16 protein-coding genes are annotated in these 19,114 nt (G+C 62.3%); 14 read left to right on the forward strand and 2 right to left on the reverse strand.

All coding sequences use genetic code 11. The annotated features are described in order from the left end of the window. Window positions 1-36: 36 nt before the first annotated feature. The 10 genes from IFT75_RS04725 (at window position 37) to hisC (ending at window position 7,922) form a co-directional block, all read left to right on the forward strand. Window positions 37-846, forward strand: coding sequence for an ATP-binding cassette domain-containing protein (locus tag IFT75_RS04725; protein ID WP_122479498.1), 810 nt, complete (start codon window positions 37-39; stop codon window positions 844-846). After that, complete coding sequence (mlaE, locus tag IFT75_RS04730) at window positions 846-1,643, forward strand: lipid asymmetry maintenance ABC transporter permease subunit MlaE (protein WP_043186730.1); 798 nt, start codon at window positions 846-848, stop codon at window positions 1,641-1,643. The genes IFT75_RS04725 and mlaE overlap by 1 nt, the downstream gene beginning before the upstream one ends. After that, window positions 1,643-2,110, forward strand: coding sequence for an outer membrane lipid asymmetry maintenance protein MlaD (gene mlaD, locus IFT75_RS04735; RefSeq protein ID WP_043186734.1), 468 nt, complete (start codon window positions 1,643-1,645; stop codon window positions 2,108-2,110). The genes mlaE and mlaD overlap by 1 nt, the downstream gene beginning before the upstream one ends. Window positions 2,111-2,120: 10 nt before the next feature. Next, window positions 2,121-2,774 (forward strand): MlaC/ttg2D family ABC transporter substrate-binding protein, encoded by a 654-nt coding sequence (locus IFT75_RS04740; RefSeq protein ID WP_122479497.1) that lies wholly within the window; start codon window positions 2,121-2,123, stop codon window positions 2,772-2,774. Then, window positions 2,774-3,076 carry an STAS domain-containing protein gene (locus IFT75_RS04745; protein ID WP_185794045.1) on the forward strand — a complete coding sequence of 101 codons (303 nt, stop codon included), beginning with the start codon at window positions 2,774-2,776 and terminating at the stop codon, window positions 3,074-3,076. The genes IFT75_RS04740 and IFT75_RS04745 overlap by 1 nt, the downstream gene beginning before the upstream one ends. 113 nt (window positions 3,077-3,189) lie before the next feature. Beyond that, window positions 3,190-3,429: a BolA family protein gene (locus IFT75_RS04750; RefSeq protein ID WP_043186744.1), complete on the forward strand. Its 240-nt coding sequence runs from the start codon at window positions 3,190-3,192 to the stop codon at window positions 3,427-3,429. Between the two features lie 22 nt (window positions 3,430-3,451). Further along, complete coding sequence (gene murA, locus IFT75_RS04755) at window positions 3,452-4,717, forward strand: UDP-N-acetylglucosamine 1-carboxyvinyltransferase (protein ID WP_122479496.1); 1,266 nt, start codon at window positions 3,452-3,454, stop codon at window positions 4,715-4,717. Window positions 4,718-4,786: 69 nt separating this feature from the next. Next, entirely contained in the window at window positions 4,787-5,422 is a 636-nt protein-coding gene (hisG, locus tag IFT75_RS04760) for an ATP phosphoribosyltransferase (protein ID WP_185794044.1), read from the forward strand. A 125-nt stretch (window positions 5,423-5,547) separates the two neighbouring features. After that, window positions 5,548-6,876 (forward strand): histidinol dehydrogenase, encoded by a 1,329-nt coding sequence (gene hisD / locus IFT75_RS04765; protein WP_122479494.1) that lies wholly within the window; start codon window positions 5,548-5,550, stop codon window positions 6,874-6,876. Between the two features lie 2 nt (window positions 6,877-6,878). Further along, complete coding sequence (hisC, locus tag IFT75_RS04770; protein WP_192053589.1) at window positions 6,879-7,922, forward strand: histidinol-phosphate transaminase; 1,044 nt, start codon at window positions 6,879-6,881, stop codon at window positions 7,920-7,922. A gap of 158 nt (window positions 7,923-8,080) precedes the next feature. Here hisC and IFT75_RS04775 read toward each other — a convergent pair whose 3' ends face one another. Then, window positions 8,081-8,905, reverse strand: coding sequence for a hypothetical protein (locus tag IFT75_RS04775; protein ID WP_185794042.1), 825 nt, complete (start codon window positions 8,903-8,905; stop codon window positions 8,081-8,083). A gap of 301 nt (window positions 8,906-9,206) precedes the next feature. Beyond that, a complete protein-coding gene (gene algW / locus IFT75_RS04780) occupies window positions 9,207-10,370 on the reverse strand; it encodes a Do family serine endopeptidase AlgW (protein ID WP_192053591.1) in 1,164 nt (387 codons plus the stop codon). 114 nt (window positions 10,371-10,484) lie between these two features. On the opposite strand from algW, the gene IFT75_RS04785 reads away from it, so the two are divergent. The 4 genes from IFT75_RS04785 to IFT75_RS04800 all read left to right on the forward strand — a co-directional run bounded on the left by IFT75_RS04785 (window position 10,485) and on the right by IFT75_RS04800 (window position 19,103). Then, window positions 10,485-11,243, forward strand: coding sequence for a Nif3-like dinuclear metal center hexameric protein (locus IFT75_RS04785; RefSeq protein ID WP_122479490.1), 759 nt, complete (start codon window positions 10,485-10,487; stop codon window positions 11,241-11,243). Window positions 11,244-11,502: 259 nt separating this feature from the next. Next, window positions 11,503-12,420 carry a sulfate adenylyltransferase subunit CysD gene (gene cysD / locus IFT75_RS04790; protein WP_122479489.1) on the forward strand — a complete coding sequence of 306 codons (918 nt, stop codon included), beginning with the start codon at window positions 11,503-11,505 and terminating at the stop codon, window positions 12,418-12,420. Window positions 12,421-12,434: 14 nt separating this feature from the next. Beyond that, window positions 12,435-14,333, forward strand: coding sequence for a sulfate adenylyltransferase subunit CysN (gene cysN, locus IFT75_RS04795; protein ID WP_192053593.1), 1,899 nt, complete (start codon window positions 12,435-12,437; stop codon window positions 14,331-14,333). Window positions 14,334-14,480: 147 nt separating this feature from the next. Next, the gene (locus IFT75_RS04800) at window positions 14,481-19,103 is read left to right on the forward strand and encodes a hypothetical protein (protein ID WP_192053594.1); all 4,623 of its coding nucleotides are present in this window, start codon (window positions 14,481-14,483) and stop codon (window positions 19,101-19,103) included. Window positions 19,104-19,114 lie beyond the last annotated feature (11 nt).

Raw genomic sequence — 19,114 nt, forward strand, 5'->3', positions numbered from 1 at the left:
GCGTCCGAGGGTAAGGTTGCACTGCAAGGAGTTTAAATGAGTGCCGATAGCGCCTACGCGGTCGAGCTGAAAGGGGTTTCCTTCAAGCGCGGTGCGCGGAGCATTTTCAACGACGTCGATATCCGCATTCCTCGCGGCAAGGTCACCGGTATCATGGGGCCTTCAGGTAGCGGCAAGACCACGCTCCTGCGTTTGATGGGCGCGCAACTGCGGCCCAGCGGCGGCGAAGTGTGGGTCAATGGCCAGAACCTGCCCAAACTCTCGCGCAGCGATCTGTTCGATGCGCGCAAGCACATGGGCGTGCTGTTCCAGAGCGGCGCGCTGTTCACCGACCTGGACGTGTTCGAAAACGTGGCCTTCCCGCTGCGCGTGCACACCGACCTGCCCGAAGACATGATCCGCGACATCGTTCTGATGAAGTTGCAGGCCGTTGGCCTGCGCGGTGCCATCGAACTGATGCCGGACGAACTGTCCGGCGGCATGAAGCGCCGGGTCGCGCTGGCCCGCGCCATCGCCATGGATCCGCAGATATTGATGTACGACGAGCCGTTCGTCGGTCAGGACCCGATCGCCATGGGCGTACTGGTGCGGCTGATCCGCCTGCTCAACGACGCCCTGGGTATCACCAGCATCGTGGTGTCCCACGACCTGGCGGAAACCGCGAGCATCGCCGACTACATCTATGTCGTAGGTGATGGCCAGGTGCTTGGTCATGGCACGCCAGAAGCGTTGATGGGGTCGGACAATCCGCGCGTCCGCCAATTCATGAAGGGCGATCCCGACGGCCCCGTGCCTTTTCATTTTTCCGCGCCCGACTACCGCGCCGATCTGCTGGGGAAGCGTTGATGCGCAAGAAATCAATCATGGAGCGCGTGCGCCTGTTTGGCCGCTCGGCCATCGACATGGTCGGCATCCTGGGTCGTTCCGGGCTGTTCCTCGGCCACGCGCTGGTGGGCCGCGGCGGCATCGGTGGCGGCTTCCAGCTGCTGATCAAGCAATTGTATTCAGTGGGCGTCATGTCCCTGCTGATCATCGTCGTGTCCGGCGTGTTCATCGGCATGGTGCTGGCGCTGCAGGGCTTCAGCATCCTGGCCAAGTACGGGTCGGAGCAGGCGGTTGGGCAAATGGTCGCACTGACACTGCTGCGTGAACTCGGACCTGTGGTCACCGCTCTATTGTTCGCCGGTCGTGCAGGTTCTGCACTGACGGCCGAGATCGGCAACATGAAGTCGACCGAGCAGTTGTCGAGCCTGGAGATGATCGGCGTCGACCCGCTCAAGTACATCGTTGCGCCAAGGCTGTGGGCCGGTTTCATTTCCCTGCCGTTGCTGGCGATGATTTTCAGCGTCGTCGGTATCTGGGGTGGCTCCTGGGTTGCCGTCGACTGGCTGGGCGTCTATGAAGGATCGTTCTGGGCCAACATGCAGAACAGCGTGAGCTTCACCGATGACGTGCTCAACGGTGTGATCAAGAGCCTGGTATTCGCTTTCGTCGTCACCTGGATCGCCGTGTTCCAGGGTTATGACTGTGAACCCACGTCCGAGGGCATCAGTCGCGCTACCACCAAGACCGTGGTCTACGCGTCGCTGGCCGTTCTGGGCCTGGACTTTATTCTGACCGCCCTGATGTTTGGAGATTTCTGATGCAAAACCGATCAATGGAAGTCGGAGTTGGCCTGTTCCTTCTGGCCGGCATCCTGGCTTTGCTGCTGTTGGCCTTGCGTGTCAGTGGTCTGTCCACCAGCGCGAACACCGAGAGCTACAAACTCTATGCCTATTTCGACAATATCGCCGGTTTGACTGTCAGAGCGAAGGTGACCATGGCCGGTGTGACCATCGGCAAGGTCACGGCTATCGATCTGGATCGCGACACCTTCACGGGCCGGGTGACCCTGCAGCTGGACAAGAAAGTGGACAATCTGCCCACTGACTCCACTGCTTCCATCCTGACCGCGGGCCTGCTGGGCGAGAAGTACATTGGTATCAGCGTGGGTGGCGAGGAAGCCTTGCTCACCGACGGCGGTACCATCCACGACACCCAGTCGTCCCTGGTGCTCGAAGACCTGATCGGCAAGTTCCTGCTCAACACAGTCAGCAAAGATGCCAAATAAGGAGTTATCCATGTTTTCGATCATGCGACGCAGCCTGCTGGTTCTGGTGGCTCTGCTACCGATGTGGGCCAACGCAGCCCCTGCGGTATCCGCACATCAGGTTGTACAGGGCGTCACCGACCGGCTGCTGTCGGATCTGGAAAAGAACCGTGAAACCTACCGCAGCAACCCTCAGGCTTTCTACGACGCGTTGAATTCCATCGTCGGTCCAGTCGTCGATGCCGAAGGCATATCGCGCAGCATCATGACCGTGAAGTACGCGAACCGGGCAACACCGGCGCAGAAAACGCGTTTCCAGGAAAATTTCAAGCGCAGCCTGATGCAGTTCTATGGCAACGCGTTGCTCGAATACAACAACCAGGGCATCACCGTTGGCCCGGCCAAGGATGAAAGTGGCACTCGTACCAGCGTCGACATGCAGGTCAAGGGCACTGGCGGAGCGGTGTATCCGGTTTCCTACACCCTGGAAAACCTGAACAACGAGTGGAAGGTACGTAACGTCATCATCAATGGCATCAACATCGGCAAGCTGTTCCGCGACCAGTTCGCCGACAGCATGCAGCGCAACGGCAACGACCTGGACAAGACCATTGATGGTTGGGCGGGCGAAGTCGCCAAGGCCAAGGAAGTCACCGACAAAGCTGCCCCGACGAGCGCCCAGTGATGGATCAGGCTCGCGTCGAACTGGCCGGCGACCAGCTCCGCCTGGCCGGCGTGCTGGACTACCGCTCCGGCGCCGCACTGCGCAAGCAGGGGCAGGCATTGATCCAGTCCAGCCCGGCCACGGCGCTGGTCATCGACTGCACTGCGGTCGAGAAATCCAGCAGCGTCGGCTTGTCCCTGCTGCTGGGCTTCATGCGCGATGCCGAGGCGGCCGGCAAGACCGTGCGGGTCCAGGCACTGCCCCACGATATGCGTCAGATCGCTCAGGTCACCGGCATGAGCGAATTCTTTTCACAGATTTGAGCGGCCCTCATCGAGGTCCTCTGGCCTGATCCCGTCGATACGGGGTTCGCAGTCGGGGGGCTTTTTTGTATGATGGCCGACCCGCGCGCACAGGGCGCCGATCGAGGTTGAGCATGCAGGCTGTAGAAGTGAAGGGTTTCCTTGAGTCCAAGCTGCCGGGAGTGCAGGTGGAAGTCGAGGGCGAAGGCTGCAATTTCCAGCTGAACGTGATCAGTGACGAGCTGACCGCGCTTAGCCCGGTCAAGCGCCAGCAACAGATCTATGCTCATTTGAACCCATGGATCGCCGATGGCAGCATCCATGCGATCACCATGAAATTCTTCAGCAGCGCAGCCTGGGCTGAGCGTTCCTGAGCCATTCCGCGTCGAGACTCCAATGGACAAACTGATTATTACTGGCGGCGTTCGCCTTGATGGCGAAATCCGCATTTCCGGAGCGAAAAACTCCGCTCTGCCGATTCTGGCTGCCACCCTGCTGGCCGATGGGCCGGTAACGGTTGCCAACCTGCCGCACCTGCACGACATCACCACCATGATCGAGCTGTTCGGTCGCATGGGCATCGAGCCGGTGATCGACGAGAAGCTGGCGGTCGAGATCGATCCGCGCACCATCAAGACACTGGTTGCACCGTACGAGCTGGTCAAGACCATGCGCGCCTCGATCCTGGTGCTGGGCCCGATGGTCGCTCGCTTCGGCGAAGCGGAAGTGGCGCTGCCCGGTGGTTGCGCGATCGGCTCGCGTCCGGTCGACCTGCACATCCGCGGCCTCGAAGCCATGGGTGCGGTCATCGACGTGGAAGCCGGCTACATCAAGGCCAAGGCGCCGGAAGGTGGCCTGCGCGGTGCCAACTTCTTCTTCGACACGGTCAGTGTGACCGGTACCGAGAACATCATGATGGCCGCAGCTTTGGCCAACGGCCGCAGCGTCCTGCAGAACGCCGCGCGCGAGCCGGAAGTGGTCGATCTGGCCAACTTCATCAATGCCATGGGCGGCAATGTCCAGGGCGCCGGCACCGACACCATCACCATCGATGGTGTGAAGCGCCTGCACTCGGCGACCTACAAGGTCATGCCCGATCGCATCGAGACCGGTACCTACCTGGTGGCCGCCGCCTGCACAGGCGGCCGGGTCAAGGTCAAGGACACCGATCCGACCATTCTCGAAGCCGTGCTGGAAAAGCTTCGCGAGGCGGGCGCCGAGATCACCACCGGCGCCGACTGGATCGAACTGAACATGCATGGCAAGCGGCCCAAGGCGGTCAACGTGCGGACCGCGCCGTACCCGGCGTTCCCCACCGACATGCAGGCGCAGTTCATTTCGCTCAATGCCATTGCCGAAGGCACCGGCGCGGTCATCGAGACGATCTTCGAAAACCGTTTCATGCACGTCTACGAGATGCACCGCATGGGCGCGCAGATCCAGGTCGAGGGCAACACGGCCATTGTCACCGGCACCGAGAAGCTCAAGGGCGCACCGGTCATGGCGACCGACCTGCGGGCGTCGGCGAGCCTGGTGATTTCGGCGCTTACCGCCGAAGGCGACACCTTGATCGACCGCATCTACCACATCGACCGTGGCTACGAGTGCATCGAAGAAAAACTGCAGATGCTGGGCGCCAAGATCCGTCGCGTACCGGGCTGATGTGCGTGCAGGGCGCAGGGATGCGCCCGGTCGTTGCCAGAAACTTTCCTGTAAGGACTGACGTTTCCCATGTTGACCATTGCGCTGTCCAAAGGCCGCATTCTTGACGATACATTGCCGCTCCTGGCCGAGGCGGGCATCGTGCCCACCGAGAACCCGGACAAGAGCCGCAAGCTGATCATTCCCACGACCCAGGACGATGTGCGCCTCCTGATCGTGCGCGCCACCGACGTGCCGACCTACGTCGAGCATGGTGCCGCCGACCTGGGTGTCGCCGGCAAGGACGTCCTGCTCGAATACAGTGGCCAGGGCCTGTACGAGCCCCTCGATCTGCAGATCGCCCAGTGCAAGCTCATGACGGCCGGCGCCATCGGCGCGGCCGAGCCAACCGGTCGGCTGCGTGTGGCCACCAAGTTCGTCAACGTTGCCAAGCGCTACTACGCCGAGCAGGGCCGCCAGGTCGATATCATCAAGCTCTACGGTTCCATGGAACTGGCGCCACTGGTGGGCCTGGCCGACAAGATCATCGACGTGGTCGACACCGGCAATACCCTGCGTGCCAACGGCCTGGAGCCCCAGGAACTGATCGCCCACATCAGCTCCCGGCTGGTGGTGAACAAAGCCTCCATGAAGATGCAGCACGCCCGCATCCAGGCGTTGATCGACACCCTGCGCAAGGCAGTGGAGTCGCGACACCGCGACTGATGCACCTGCGCAGGTCTGCAACCTGCGCCCGTCTATCCGCATCATAGCCAAATAACTCAAGTGCCCATGTGGATCGATTGGTAATCTATCGGCGCTTGAGCAATTGCCATTATTTGAGGCCCGCCATGACCGTTTCCACTGCTATTCGCCGACTCGATGCCACTGATCCGGACTTCGCCCGCCATCTGGACCATCTGTTGAGCTGGGAAAGTGTGTCAGATGACTCGGTCAATCAGCGCGTGCTGGACATCATCAAGGCCGTGCGCGAGCGGGGCGACGCCGCGCTGGTCGAATTCACCGAGCGCTTCGATGGCCTGCAGGTCGCCTCGATGGCCGACCTGATCCTGCCGCGCGAGCGTCTCGAACTGGCCCTCACACGCATTACCGATGTGCAGCGCAACGCTCTGGAAACCGCCGCCGAGCGGGTGCGTCTCTACCATGAGAAGCAGAAGCAGGATTCCTGGAGCTACACCGAAGCCGACGGCACGGTGCTCGGCCAGAAGGTCACGCCACTGGACCGCGCCGGGCTGTACGTGCCCGGCGGCAAGGCCTCCTACCCGTCATCGGTATTGATGAACGCCATTCCGGCAAAAGTGGCGGGCGTTACCGAGGTGGTCATGGTCGTGCCCACGCCCCGAGGCGAGGTCAACGAGCTGGTGTTGGCAGCGGCCTGCATTGCCGGCGTCGACCGAGTGTTCACTATCGGCGGCGCCCAGGCCGTTGCGGCCCTGGCCTATGGCACCGAAAGCGTGCCGCGCGTGGACAAGGTCGTGGGCCCCGGCAATATCTACGTGGCGACTGCCAAGCGCCATGTGTTCGGCCAGGTCGGTATCGACATGATCGCTGGCCCCTCGGAAATTCTGGTGGTCTGCGACGGTGGCACCGATCCGGACTGGATCGCCATGGACCTGTTCTCCCAGGCCGAACATGACGAAGACGCCCAGGCCATTCTGGTCAGCCCCGATGCCGAGTTCCTCGACAAGGTCGCGGCCAGTATCGACAAGTTGCTACCGACCATGGAACGCGCCGAGATCATCAATACCTCGATCAATGGCCGGGGCGCGCTGATCAAGGTCCGGGACATGCAGCAGGCCATTGAGGTGGCCAACCGAATTGCCCCGGAACACCTGGAGTTGTCGGTCGAAGACCCGCAGGCCTGGCTGCCGCAGATCCGCCATGCGGGTGCCATCTTCATGGGGCGTCACACCAGCGAAGCGCTGGGCGACTACTGCGCCGGCCCCAACCACGTGCTGCCGACTTCGGGCACCGCGCGTTTTTCGTCGCCCTTGGGTGTCTACGATTTCCAGAAGCGTTCGTCGATCATCTTCTGCTCGGAGCAGGGCGCTTCCGAGCTGGGCAAGACCGCTTCCGTGCTGGCTCGCGGCGAGTCCCTGAGCGCACACGCCCGCAGCGCCGAATACCGTATCCAACCCGATCTGGCAAAAGGGGAATGAGCATGAGCAGATTCTGGAGTCCCTTCGTCAAGAACCTGGTGCCCTATGTGCCCGGCGAGCAGCCCAAGGTTGCCAACCTGGTCAAGCTCAACACCAACGAGAACCCCTACGGCCCATCGCCCAAGGCGATCGAGGCCATGCGCGCCGAGCTGTGTGACGCCCTGCGTTTGTACCCGGATCCCAACAGCGACCTGCTCAAGCAAGCCGTGGCGGACTATTACGGGGTGCAAACCAACCAGGTGTTCCTGGGCAACGGCTCGGACGAAGTGCTGGCGCACATCTTCCACGGCCTGTTCCAGCATGACCAGCCGCTGTTGTTCCCGGACATCAGCTACAGCTTCTATCCGGTCTATTGCGGCTTGTACGGTATTGCCTTCGAGGCCGTGCCGCTGGACGAGCAATTCCAGATCCGGCCACAAGACTACGCCAGGCCCAACGCCGGGATCATCTTCCCCAACCCGAACGCACCCACTGGCTGCCTGTTGCCGCTCGAAGCGGTCGAGCAGATTGTTCAGGCCAGCCCGGACTCGGTGGTGGTGGTAGATGAAGCCTACGTCGATTTCGGCGGTGAAACCGCGATCACCCTGGTCGACCGCTATCCAAACCTGCTCGTCACCCAGACTGTCTCCAAATCCCGTTCGCTGGCCGGCCTGCGGGTAGGGCTCGCGGTCGGCCACCCGGACCTGATCGAAGCGTTGGAGCGCATCAAGAACAGCTTCAACTCCTATCCGATCGACCGAGTGGCAATCGCCGGCGCCGCCGCAGCGTTTGCCGACAAGGCCTACTTCGAAGACACCTGCGCCAAGGTGATCGCCAGTCGCGAAAAACTGGTGCAAGGGCTGAATGAACATGGATTCGAGGTACTGCCCTCGGCAGCCAACTTCATCTTCGCCCGCCACCCCGATCAGGACGCTGCAGCCATCGCCGCCCGCTTGCGCGAAAAGGGCGTGATCGTGCGCCATTTCAAGCAGGAACGCATCGCGCAATTCCTGCGCATCAGCATCGGTACTCCGGAACAGAACCAGGCGTTGCTGGATGCCCTGTGAGCAAGAAGATAAAAGCGGCTGGGCTGAACAAGCCGCTTGACCGGCAGACTTCCCAGGTCGGTTAGGCTGCCGGTATAGGGCGCGGGACAGCAGGATAAGTTGTCAGCCGGCTAATGCTTCGCACAAGACCTGAGTGCTGCCGGCAGTGTGTTCATCGCCTAGCGTTTTTTCAAGGAGAATGACCCGAAACGGATACGAGGCCCGTCAAGTGTGATTGACAAGGTGTTCTGAGTAGCCGTGAAGGGTATTGGCGCTATCGACTCACTGGACGTGATATCTGTGTAGGGGACCCCACCACTGCCCGATATCCTGCCGAAGGCGAAGTTTTCCTCCTCGCCTATAGGATTGATGAAGGGCATCACCGTATAGGTAATCACGTAATGACTGCCAGGTTCGATGCGAGTGACCAACTGGCTGACGCGTTGGCCGTTGGCCAGTTGCACGCCGCCGTGCTGCCACTCGCCTCCTCCTCTCCAGTCCGTATTTGGACGCTCGAACTGGCTATCCTTGATGAGTTCGTCGGGATTGGGAAAGTCATCGACGAGGCTGGGACTCCAGAACTGTACAGGGGTGCTTGCTTCAGAGCTGATTACGACTTCCAGATGAGTCGTCGCCGGTTGGGTTACATGTTCGAGCTCGTATATGAACGCGCCTGTCTTCAGGTAGAAACTTGCTACCTCTGTATTATTTTCCTTGATGACGACACGGCCGACTTCAGCCAATGCATGGTTAGCCTTTGATGAGCTATTGAACCCCAAGGCGATCATTCTGAACGTGTACTGTTTGGCTCTCGCTTCTATGGTCACTCCCTGCCTGATGCTGGCCTGATTGACCAGAGTCGCGCCAGGCGGTGAAGAGGTGCAGTTGGCGGGGTCCCCTTTGTCGTCCGTGATCCAGTGGGTGAAACCTTGTTCGAACTCTGCGTTCTGGAACAGATTCCCTGGCAGCGCCAGAGGTGTGGTCGTAGGCGTTATGTTAGTCATGATCCATTTTCTCCGTGTGTGTGGCAAGAAAACAGGCTAGCTACGATTGCATGTTCCTGGGTAACTATCTTTTTACACGCGAAACAGGGGTGATCTTATATTTTCAGACCGCAGTGCGCTTTTCGCTAAACGCCGGGCGGCCAAGATAATTATCAGGTGAGCGTAATAATCATGAGTATGACGGTCGATACTTCTGTGCGAATAAAAACTTCGAGCGTGTATAGGTGTGTTACATCCGATAGAAATGACGTGACCGAGCTTGCATGCGATAGCCAACCGCCATCCGTTTTTCACTACATCCCTACTTCTCCTCCTTCTTCACCGCCGCCGGCGCTGGCGGGGGGCGCAGGCCCACTTCGGCGTTGAGGGTGAGTTCCTTGCCCTTGCGCATCACCTGGATGGCGATCCGGTCGCCGGGCTTGGTGCGGGCGACCTGGTTCATCGAGCGGCGACCATCGCCGGCCGGCTCGCCATTGATGCTGAGGATGACATCGCCCAACTGCAGGCCGGCCTTGTGGGCCGGGCCGCCCTGAAACACTCCGGCGACGACGATGCCTGGCCGATCCTTGATGCCGAACGACTCCGCCAGCTCCTCGGTCATCGGTTGTACTTCGATGCCTAGCCAGCCGCGGATCACCTGGCCATGTTCGATGATCGACTTCATCACCTCCAGCGCCAGCTTGGTCGGGATGGCGAAGCCGATGCCTTGCGAACCGCCGGACTTGGAGAAGATGGCCGTGTTGATGCCGGTCAGGTTGCCGTTGGCATCCACCAGCGCGCCGCCGGAGTTGCCGGGGTTGATCGCCGCATCGGTCTGGATGAAGTCTTCGTAGGTATTGAGGCCCAGCTGGTTGCGGCCGGTGGCACTGATGATGCCCATGGTGACGGTCTGGCCGACGCCGAACGGGTTGCCGATGGCCAAGGCGACGTCGCCGATACGGATGCCGTCGGAGCGGCCGATGGTGATTGCCGGAACGTTCTTCAGATCGATCTTGAGCACCGCCAGGTCGGTTTCCGGATCGCTGCCGATTACCCGTGCCAGGGTTTCCCGGCCGTCTTTCAGGGCCACCACGATCTGGTCGGCGCCGGCGATCACATGGTTGTTGGTAAGCAGGTAGCCTTCGGGGCTCATGATCACCGCCGAGCCCAGGCTCGACTCCCAGCGCCGCTGCTTGGGCAGGTTGTCGCCGAAGAACCGGCGGAACTGTGGATCTTCGAACAGCGGGTGGGCCCCTTTGTTGACCGCCTTGGTGGTGTACAGGTTGGCCACGGCGGGCGCTGCGATGGCTACGGCGTCGGCGTAGGACACCGGGCCCTGGATGACGCTGGCGCTTTGCGGCGCCTGCTGCAGGTTGACGTCCTGGCTGGGCAGGCCGACCCATTGCGGAAAGCGCAGGATCACCAGCAGGGCGATCAATATGCCGGTTAACAGTGGCCAACCGAAGAAGCGCAAGGCCTTGAACATGGGAACGATCCTGAAGGGTAGCGGGGGGCTGTTTCTTCGGCGCGCAGGGGCGCCATAATGGCCGGCATTATACGGGCGCTCGCGCCGCGCTGAACTGCCTTTGTGGAGACTTTCATGGCTGTGGCACTGAACACGTTGGTCGAAGAAGCCGACCGTTATCTGAGCAGCACGAAGATCCAGGATTACTGCCCCAATGGCTTGCAGGTGGAAGGTCGCCCGCAGGTCATGCGCATCGTCAGTGGCGTGACGGCAAGCCAGGCGTTGCTCGATGCCGCGGTGGACGCCAGGGCCGATCTGGTGCTGGTGCACCATGGTTATTTCTGGAAGGGCGAGAACCCCTGCGTGGTCGGCATGAAACAGCGGCGCCTGAAGACCTTGCTCAAACACGATATCAGCTTGCTGGCTTACCACCTGCCGCTGGATCTGCACGCCGAAGTGGGCAACAACGTGCAGCTGGCGCGGCAGTTGGAAATCACCGTGGAAGGGCCGCTGGATCCGGCGGACAGCCGGGTCGTGGGGCTGATCGGTTCATTGCCCGAGCCCATGCATCCGCGCGACTTCGCCCGTCGCGTGCAGGAAGTGCTGGGCCGCGAACCGTTGCTGATCGAAGGCAGCGAAAAGATTCGCCGCGTCGGCTGGTGCACCGGCGGCGGCCAGGGTTACATCGACCGGGCGATCGCGGCCGGTGTGGACCTGTTCATCAGCGGCGAGGCTTCCGAACAGACCGTTCACAGTGCCCGCGAGAACGACATCAGCTTCATCGCCGCCGGCCATCACGCCACCGAACGCTACGGTGTGCAGGCGCTGGGTGAGTACCTGGCGCGGCGCTTCGCGCTCGAGCATGTGTTCATCGACTGCCCCAATCCTGTCTGATCGGTGGACGATGGTGCCTGATTCGCGGGCAGAGCCCGCTCCCACAGTGCTCATAGTGATCTTGTAGGAGCTGGGCCGGTGGGATCGAGTCGGCTGGCAAGCCTCCGCCCGCCAAACACGAACCCTCCAAACCATGAGGCATATTGATATACCCCTTCGATCTAACCACTCTCGATGACCAAACCGGACGCCGTGTTAAAGTGCCCGGCTCGAACACGGCCCGCAGGCCGTCCATAAAGACTGTATTCCGTGAGTAGCCATGGTCGACAAACTGACGCATCTGAAACAGCTGGAGGCGGAAAGCATCCACATCATTCGTGAGGTGGCCGCTGAGTTCGATAACCCGGTGATGTTGTATTCCATCGGCAAGGACTCGGCCGTGATGCTGCATCTGGCGCGCAAGGCCTTCTTCCCCGGCAAGCTGCCGTTCCCGGTGATGCACGTCGACACCCAGTGGAAGTTCCAGGAGATGTACAAGTTCCGCGACCGCATGGTCGAGGAGCTGGGCCTGGACCTGCTGGTACACGTCAACCCCGAGGGCGTGGCGCAGGGCATCAACCCCTTCACCCACGGCAGTTCCAAGCACACCGACATCATGAAGACCCAGGGCCTCAAGCAGGCGCTGGACAAGTATGGCTTCGACGCCGCCTTCGGCGGTGCGCGCCGTGACGAAGAGAAGTCGCGGGCCAAGGAGCGGGTCTACTCGTTCCGTGACAGCAAGCATCGCTGGGACCCGAAGAACCAGCGTCCGGAGTTGTGGAACGTCTACAACGGCAAGGTCAACAAGGGCGAATCGATCCGCGTATTCCCCTTGTCGAACTGGACCGAGCTCGACATCTGGCAGTACATCTACCTGGAAGGCATCCCGATCGTGCCGCTGTACTTCGCCGCCGAACGCGAAGTGATCGAGAAGAACGGCACGCTGATCATGATCGACGACGAGCGCATTCTCGAGCACCTCAGCGAGGAAGAGAAGGCCAGCATCGTCAAGAAGAAAGTACGTTTCCGTACCCTTGGCTGCTACCCGTTGACGGGCGCGGTGGAGTCCGAGGCGCAGAGCCTCACCGACATCATTCAGGAAATGCTCCTGACGCGAACGTCCGAGCGCCAGGGCCGTGTCATCGATCATGATGGCGCCGGTTCCATGGAAGACAAGAAACGTCAGGGCTACTTCTAGAGCAGGGTCAGAACATGTCGCACCAATCCGAATTGATCAGCGAGGACATCCTCGCCTACCTGGCCCAGCACGAACGCAAGGAACTGCTGCGCTTCCTCACCTGCGGCAACGTCGACGACGGCAAGAGCACCCTGATCGGGCGCCTGCTGCACGACTCCAAGATGATCTACGAAGATCACCTGGAAGCCATCACCCGCGACTCGAAGAAATCCGGCACTACAGGCGAAGAAGTCGACCTGGCGTTGCTGGTCGACGGCCTGCAGGCCGAGCGCGAGCAGGGCATCACCATCGATGTCGCCTACCGTTATTTTTCCACGGCCAAGCGCAAGTTCATCATTGCCGATACCCCGGGCCACGAGCAGTACACGCGCAACATGGCCACGGGTGCGTCCACCTGCGACCTGGCGATCATCCTCGTCGATGCCCGCTACGGTGTGCAGACCCAGACTCGTCGGCACAGCTACATCGCGTCCCTGCTGGGCATCAAGCACATCGTCGTGGCCATCAACAAGATGGACCTCAAGGGCTTCGATGAGGGCGTGTTCGAGCAGATCAAGGCCGACTACCTGAAGTTCGCCGAGGCCATCAGCCTGCAGCCGACCACCTTGGCCTTCGTGCCGATGTCGGCGCTCAAGGGCGACAACGTGGTCAACCGCAGCGAACAGTCGCCGTGGTACAGCGGCCAGACCCTGATGGAAATCCTCGAAACCGTGGAGGTGGCAGCCGATCGCAACTTCAACGACCTGCGCTTCCCGGTGCAGTACGTCAACCGGCCGAACCTGAACTTCCGCGGCTTCGCCGGTACCCTGGCCAGCGGTATCGTGCACAAGGGCGATGAAGTGGTCGTCCTGCCGTCGGGCAAAAGCAGCCGGGTGAAGTCCATCGTCACCTTCGAAGGTGAGCTGGAACACGCCGGCCCTGGCCAAGCAGTCACCCTGACCATGGAAGACGAGATCGACATCTCTCGCGGCGATCTGCTGGTGCATGCCGCCAATGTGCCGACCGTCTCCGACAGCTTCGAGGCCATGCTGGTGTGGATGGCCGAAGAGCCGATGCTGCCCGGCAAGAAATACGACATCAAGCGGGCCACCAGCTACGTGCCGGGCTCGATCGCCAGCATCGTCCACAAGGTCGACGTGAACACCCTGGCCGAAGGGCCGGGCAGCGCGCTGCAGCTCAACGAAATCGGCAAGGTGAAGGTGTCGCTGGACAGCGCCATCGCTCTGGACGGTTACGACAGCAACCGCACCACCGGTGCGTTCATCATCATCGACCGTCTCACCAACGGCACCGTCGGCGCCGGCATGATCATCGCGCCGGCCGCCGTCAGCCAGGGTGGCAAGGTTCATGGTCGCTCCGCCCATGTGACCACCGACGAGCGCGCCCAGCGCTTCGGCCAGCAACCGGCGACCGTGCTGTTCAGCGGTCTTTCGGGTGCGGGCAAGAGCACCTTGGCCTACGCCGTGGAACGCAGACTGTTCGACATGGGCCGTGCGGTATTCGTGCTCGATGGGCAGAACCTGCGACATGACCTGAACAAGGGCCTGCCACAGGACCGCGCCGGGCGCACCGAGAACTGGCGCCGTGCCGCTCACGTGGCGCGGCAGTTCAACGAAGCGGGCCTGGTGACTCTGGCCGCCTTCGTTGCGCCGGACGCCGCCGGCCGCGAGCAGGCACGCGACCTGATCGGTGCCGATCGGCTGGTGACCGTCTACGTCCAGGCCTCGCCTCTGGTCTGCCGCGAACGCGATCCACAGGGCCTGTACGCCGCCGACCAGGACAACATCCCCGGCGAGTCCTTCCCGTATGACGTGCCGCTGAATGCCGATCTGGTGATCGACACCCAGGCCTCGTCGGTCGATGAAGGCGTCAAGCAGGTGCTCGATCTGCTGCGCAGCCGCGGCGCGATCTAAGCCCTCGGCCTTCTGGAACCGCAGGAGCGGACAGCGTCCGCTCCTGCATCCGGGTTCCGGTCTTTTCAGCCTGCCTTATTTGTCTACCACCCTTCGAGGCCAAGGGTAGCGCCTGCTAGGCGCTCATTTGTCTCGAAGGACCGACCCATGCTTGAACTCCTTTCCCTGAGTGGCGAAGTGGCCAAGGCTGCGCCACTGGCCAGCAGCGTGAGCAAACATTTCTGCTCTCGGCCGACCCTGCGCCAGGTCGCCAGCAATATCCTCGCCAGCGAGCTGTCGGCGCGATACCCCGACCTGGCGCTGGACGTCGACTGCCTGCAGCTGCTCGAACCGCTGGCCGCCCAGGCCAGGCCCGATGTCCCGGCTGTGCATGAGGCCCAGCGCTACCGTCGGCTGGCGCTTATCGATGTGCTGATCGACCGTTACATCCATACCGAGCAGCTCCGGCTGATTCAAGGCTATCACCTGCTCGCACATGAGCCGCTGGGCTCGCCTCCGTCGGCCCTGCCGGTGGCGTTGGTGCAGGTGCAGGGCATCGTCAACGAGTGGGGCCCGCAGATCATTACCGCCTACAGCCAGGCACTGTGCGATTACTGGGACCAGGTCCAGGCAGACGGCAGCGATCGCTGGCACTGGCTGGCCTTGGCGCTGCAGTCGCGTCTGAAGGCCAGTATCGAGCGGGACAAAGCTGCCGGACGCCTGGACAGCGAGCAACTGGCGGCGGCCTCGTTGCTGGCGGCGATGCCCACCGCCAGCCTGCGCGCCAGGCATGAAGGTGACCCGATCCAGGCCAGCCTGATCCGCGTGCATGCGACGGGTGCCGGCCTGCAGCGGGAAGCCGAGCTGACCCACGCGCTGGTCATCCGCCGTCGCCTCGGCCTGCAGGGGCGCGAGGTCGTGCTGCTCTACACCCCCGTCAACGGCTTGGAGGGCTTTGCCAACCTGCAGGCGCTGGCGGATGCCTTCGCGGGTCACATGGGCCGCGAATTCACCGGCTCGGCCTTGGAATTGGCCCTGTATACACCTGACGGCGATATCTTCGAAGCTCAGGCGCAGGCGATTCTCGAGCAGCAACTCAATGCCTTGCAGACCCTGGGCGTCTATTGCCAGCAACAACGCCTGGGCACTCGAGCGCTGACGGAGGGCTGCGAAAGCATCACCAGCCTGTTCGACCTCGACACAGCCCAGGAACGCGCCCGGCTCCAGGCGCTTCACAGTGCACTGCCGCAGTGGCTCCGAGCTGCCAGTCTGACCCAGCGTCGCGCGTTCTCCCTGTACCTGGCGGCGTTGGCGATGGTGCGCGATGAGCAGAAAGGCGCATCGTTCCTCGATGCCATACCCACGCTTGAATCCTTTGCCCGGACGACCCTGGTCGAACAGATAGAAGCCGACCATCCCGGCCAGCCGCTGGCCGACCTCGACGACGTTCAAGTGCACATTCTCACCGTGCCCAATGCGCAATTGAGTCTGGTCAATGCCGGCGACATGGCCCTGGAAGATCAACAGATCAGCCTCGCCGAACTGGCTCTGTTCAACCTGTCGGGCCGCCCCCGCGGGCACCTGCTGATCAAGCCGCGCGCGGGTGCGTTGCTGCCGGACTGGGTCGATACTGCCACCATCGAAGCCCTGGTAACCCGCGCCGATGTAGGCGGGCGTTACCTGAAGCTGCTGAATCGGCAACTGCTCGAAGACCCCGTGCAGGCCCCACGTCGCCAAGAGCTGTTCACCCGGCAACTGGCCTATCAGTTGCCGTTGCTGGCGTTGGAGAACACCATCCGCGGTGAGCACGGCTTTACCGAACGGGGATGGCTGTATGTCGAACAGGTCATGAATGGCTTGGGTGACCTGGATGTCGACGGGCATCGTATCGGCCTTCGCAGCCTGGGTTTCCTGCCGGCACCGGGCATGAACGTCGATGCCGTGTGCAACATGTATGTATTCGGTGCATTGGACGGCAGCGGAGTGCAGGTGCTCTACCGACCCTTGTTCAAACCTTGCTTGAGCCAATACACCAGCGCTGCCGCGCTCATGGCAGCGATCAGCGAACCGGGCGATCTGCAGCGCAGCGTACTGGACTGGTTGGGCGAGGGCGCCCGTGCGCGCTATGCCAGCGGCGGCTTTCGCGAGCCGCATCTGCTGCGTTTCGCGCAGGGTTCGGATTTCGCCCCGATCAGCACGCCGGCCCCTGCAGCGCTGCAACTCACAGACATCGCCCCTCCGTTGCTCGAGCACCTGTACCGCAGCAACGTACAGGCCTTGATCAACGTCGCGGACCGTCGATCGGTATCCAGCGAGGAAAGTCGCTGGATCGGGTTTCAGGCGCTCGGCTGGACGCTGTTCAACGCCCTGTTGCCGGTCCTCCCCGGACCGCTGGCCACGGCAGGCTGGCTGGTGCAGGCGATGGCCGCGACGAACGTCACGCTGATTGCGCAGGCTGCGGGGGATCCTGCCGCGGTCGATGATCAGATGTTCGACCTGCTGTTCAACATCGCCTTGGTCCTGCTGGCCCATGACGCTGGGCAGACGCCGACCGGTCGAGGTTTCGGCCAGCCTGCGGCAGGCCGGCAGAACACTGCGCCGGTCCGCAGTACCTGGGCGGCACCGCGCGATGCCATCGCCCACTCCGAAGGCACGCTGAGCTTTTCCTGGACGAGTGCGCAACATCGGCTCGGCACTGATCAGATCAAGGCTCTGGCGGCCTATCGCACCACACCGGGGCCAAGCATGACGCCGCCATTGGCGCACGGTCGCTATCAAGGCCTGCAGTTGGACGGCGAGCGTTGGTTGCTGGCCCTGGACGGCCACTTCTATGAGGTGGCTGCCGACGAAGACCAGTTGCGCATAGTCGACGGCAAACGCCCGCAGCGGCCGGGGCCCTGGCTGGCGCGAGACGAAGTGGGACGCTGGCGCCTGGACCTGCGCCTGCGTTTGCGCGGCGGCGGGCCCAAGCGTCGCATCGCGGCCTTGCGTGCCAGCAACCAGGCGCTGATGGTGTCCTACAACGCTGAAGTCGTGGCTTTCAACCAGCAGCGTGCAGGCTTGCACCAACGTGTCGACCGGGTGCTCGGCAAGCTTGGACGTGCCATGCAGGCCGGGGACAGCGAACGTCTGACCGGTCTGCGCGAGGCCCTGAGCGAGGCCACCGAAAGCTACCTCGGGGCCTTGCGCACGGTGCTGCGTGCCAGCAAGAAACTCAGTGAACTGGACCCCTATGCCGATCGTTCGAAGGAGCAGGCCGGGGCGCTGTTCCAACTGTGCGAACTGGCCCAGGAGGAGATCGTCAATCTGCGCTACAAGAGCATCGCGTATCGGGACCAGGCCGACCGGCTGCCGGCGACACTCGACGCCTCGGATCTCGATACCGCGCAGTCCGCCGCGTTCTTCGACTTCGTGGCCGACAGCACCGAGGTGATGGATAAACAGATACAGCTGAGCAAGGAGCTGGCCGATTGGAAACGCCAGCTTCAGCGTATGCCCCTCGAAGGCGAGGCCGCCCTGAAAAAGCTCAAGGTGGACTGGATACAGGAGTTGTCGATACAGCGCTGGATCGGTCTGCTGGTCGACGGTCTGGCACTGACCTGCATCCGCAAGATCCCTGCGTTGCAGGAAGCCGAGCGGATCATGGAGTCGGTGGCCGGGCCCGTGCGGTTGGCCGCGCAAACCCATGCAGCCCTCGAGGAGAGCGCCAGCTACAACCTCAATGACCGCGTCGAAGTGCTCAACAGCCTGGACTTGCAGTATGAAGCGGCCCAGCAGGCACTGACCCTGCATGGCGAGCTGCTGGGAGAGCAGTTGCATCGTCCGGCGTTCGACCGCCTGACCGCGCTGATCGCCGAGCTGCGCGACGATGCGCAGGCGTCGCTGGTGCCATTGGTTCGCGAGCAGCTCAGGATGACCCGCAAGCAGCGCCAGCAGGTGCGCCACAAAAACCTGTACATGACCCACCGTCGAGGCTTGGTGGTCGGCCAGCGACGGCCCAAGCTCAAACCCTCGGACAGCGACATCATCGATGTCATCGATCCAATCGAGAAAAAGGTCGTCGCCTCCTTCGGCAAGGATCTGGCCGAAGGCAACTGGCGTCAGCTTGATGTGGCGCCTGCGCCCCGGCCACGTGCAGTGGCGACGTCGGTCAATGCCGCGGTTCGTCGCGGCAACCGGTTGCTCCAGGGCGCCGACAGTGCGCTGAAGCAAGCCTGGAAACAGGCCGAAAAAGACTACCTGCCGGGCGAGGTCGAAGATCAACTCACCCTCTATGCTCGCCAGCTTGACGACAGCGCCGACGCCGTCGAGCAGCAGCTCACCCGGCACAATGCGGTAGACCAGGCCACCAGCCAGCACGCGTCGGCCCATGGCCGCGCCCAGTTGTTCCGCGACAAGGCCGGGCAACTCGTCAAGGACGGCAGGCTGATTCGTATCCACATGATCAAGCGCCAGGCGCCCACGGCTGCGCGGGTCGACTACCTCTACCGCGAGCAGGCCGTGCGCATCAGCCGCGTGGGCGGGCGCAGCAAGCTCAAGCGCTCGTCGGGTTTCCTCGAGGAATACCTGATTGCCGACACCACGGGAACGCCGTTGTGGTACGCGCATTTTCACTACCGAGAGCTTCGCTCGCCCCGCGATCAATACACCACGGCGCACCTGAAAACCGTCGAGCAGCGCTTCGATGGCGTGGACCGGCAGAAGGCCGATGAAGCTGCCGGACGCGAGGTGATCGGCATTCTGCGTCGGGAGATCAAGGCGCCTTGCGACGAGGTGTACCTGAGCCTGTAGGAGCATGAGGC

It is taken from the genome of Pseudomonas sp. CFBP 8758 (assembly GCF_014841725.1).
GTDB classification, from domain to species: Bacteria; Pseudomonadota; Gammaproteobacteria; order Pseudomonadales; family Pseudomonadaceae; genus Aquipseudomonas; species Aquipseudomonas baltica.

What these genes read in the sequence shown, in the direction of transcription:
- IFT75_RS04725 (WP_122479498.1), top strand. Translation starts at nt 37, where the DNA reads ATGAGTGCCGATAGCGCCTACGCGGTCGAGCTGAAAGGGGTTTCCTTC.
- mlaE (WP_043186730.1), top strand. Translation starts at nt 846, where the DNA reads ATGCGCAAGAAATCAATCATGGAGCGCGTGCGCCTGTTTGGCCGCTCG.
- mlaD (WP_043186734.1), top strand. Translation starts at nt 1,643, where the DNA reads ATGCAAAACCGATCAATGGAAGTCGGAGTTGGCCTGTTCCTTCTGGCC.
- IFT75_RS04740 (WP_122479497.1), top strand. Translation starts at nt 2,121, where the DNA reads ATGTTTTCGATCATGCGACGCAGCCTGCTGGTTCTGGTGGCTCTGCTA.
- IFT75_RS04745 (WP_185794045.1), top strand. Translation starts at nt 2,774, where the DNA reads ATGGATCAGGCTCGCGTCGAACTGGCCGGCGACCAGCTCCGCCTGGCC.
- IFT75_RS04750 (WP_043186744.1), top strand. Translation starts at nt 3,190, where the DNA reads ATGCAGGCTGTAGAAGTGAAGGGTTTCCTTGAGTCCAAGCTGCCGGGA.
- murA (WP_122479496.1), top strand. Translation starts at nt 3,452, where the DNA reads ATGGACAAACTGATTATTACTGGCGGCGTTCGCCTTGATGGCGAAATC.
- hisG (WP_185794044.1), top strand. Translation starts at nt 4,787, where the DNA reads ATGTTGACCATTGCGCTGTCCAAAGGCCGCATTCTTGACGATACATTG.
- hisD (WP_122479494.1), top strand. Translation starts at nt 5,548, where the DNA reads ATGACCGTTTCCACTGCTATTCGCCGACTCGATGCCACTGATCCGGAC.
- hisC (WP_192053589.1), top strand. Translation starts at nt 6,879, where the DNA reads ATGAGCAGATTCTGGAGTCCCTTCGTCAAGAACCTGGTGCCCTATGTG.
- IFT75_RS04775 (WP_185794042.1), bottom strand. Translation starts at nt 8,905, where the DNA reads ATGACTAACATAACGCCTACGACCACACCTCTGGCGCTGCCAGGGAAT.
- algW (WP_192053591.1), bottom strand. Translation starts at nt 10,370, where the DNA reads ATGTTCAAGGCCTTGCGCTTCTTCGGTTGGCCACTGTTAACCGGCATA.
- IFT75_RS04785 (WP_122479490.1), top strand. Translation starts at nt 10,485, where the DNA reads ATGGCTGTGGCACTGAACACGTTGGTCGAAGAAGCCGACCGTTATCTG.
- cysD (WP_122479489.1), top strand. Translation starts at nt 11,503, where the DNA reads ATGGTCGACAAACTGACGCATCTGAAACAGCTGGAGGCGGAAAGCATC.
- cysN (WP_192053593.1), top strand. Translation starts at nt 12,435, where the DNA reads ATGTCGCACCAATCCGAATTGATCAGCGAGGACATCCTCGCCTACCTG.
- IFT75_RS04800 (WP_192053594.1), top strand. Translation starts at nt 14,481, where the DNA reads ATGCTTGAACTCCTTTCCCTGAGTGGCGAAGTGGCCAAGGCTGCGCCA.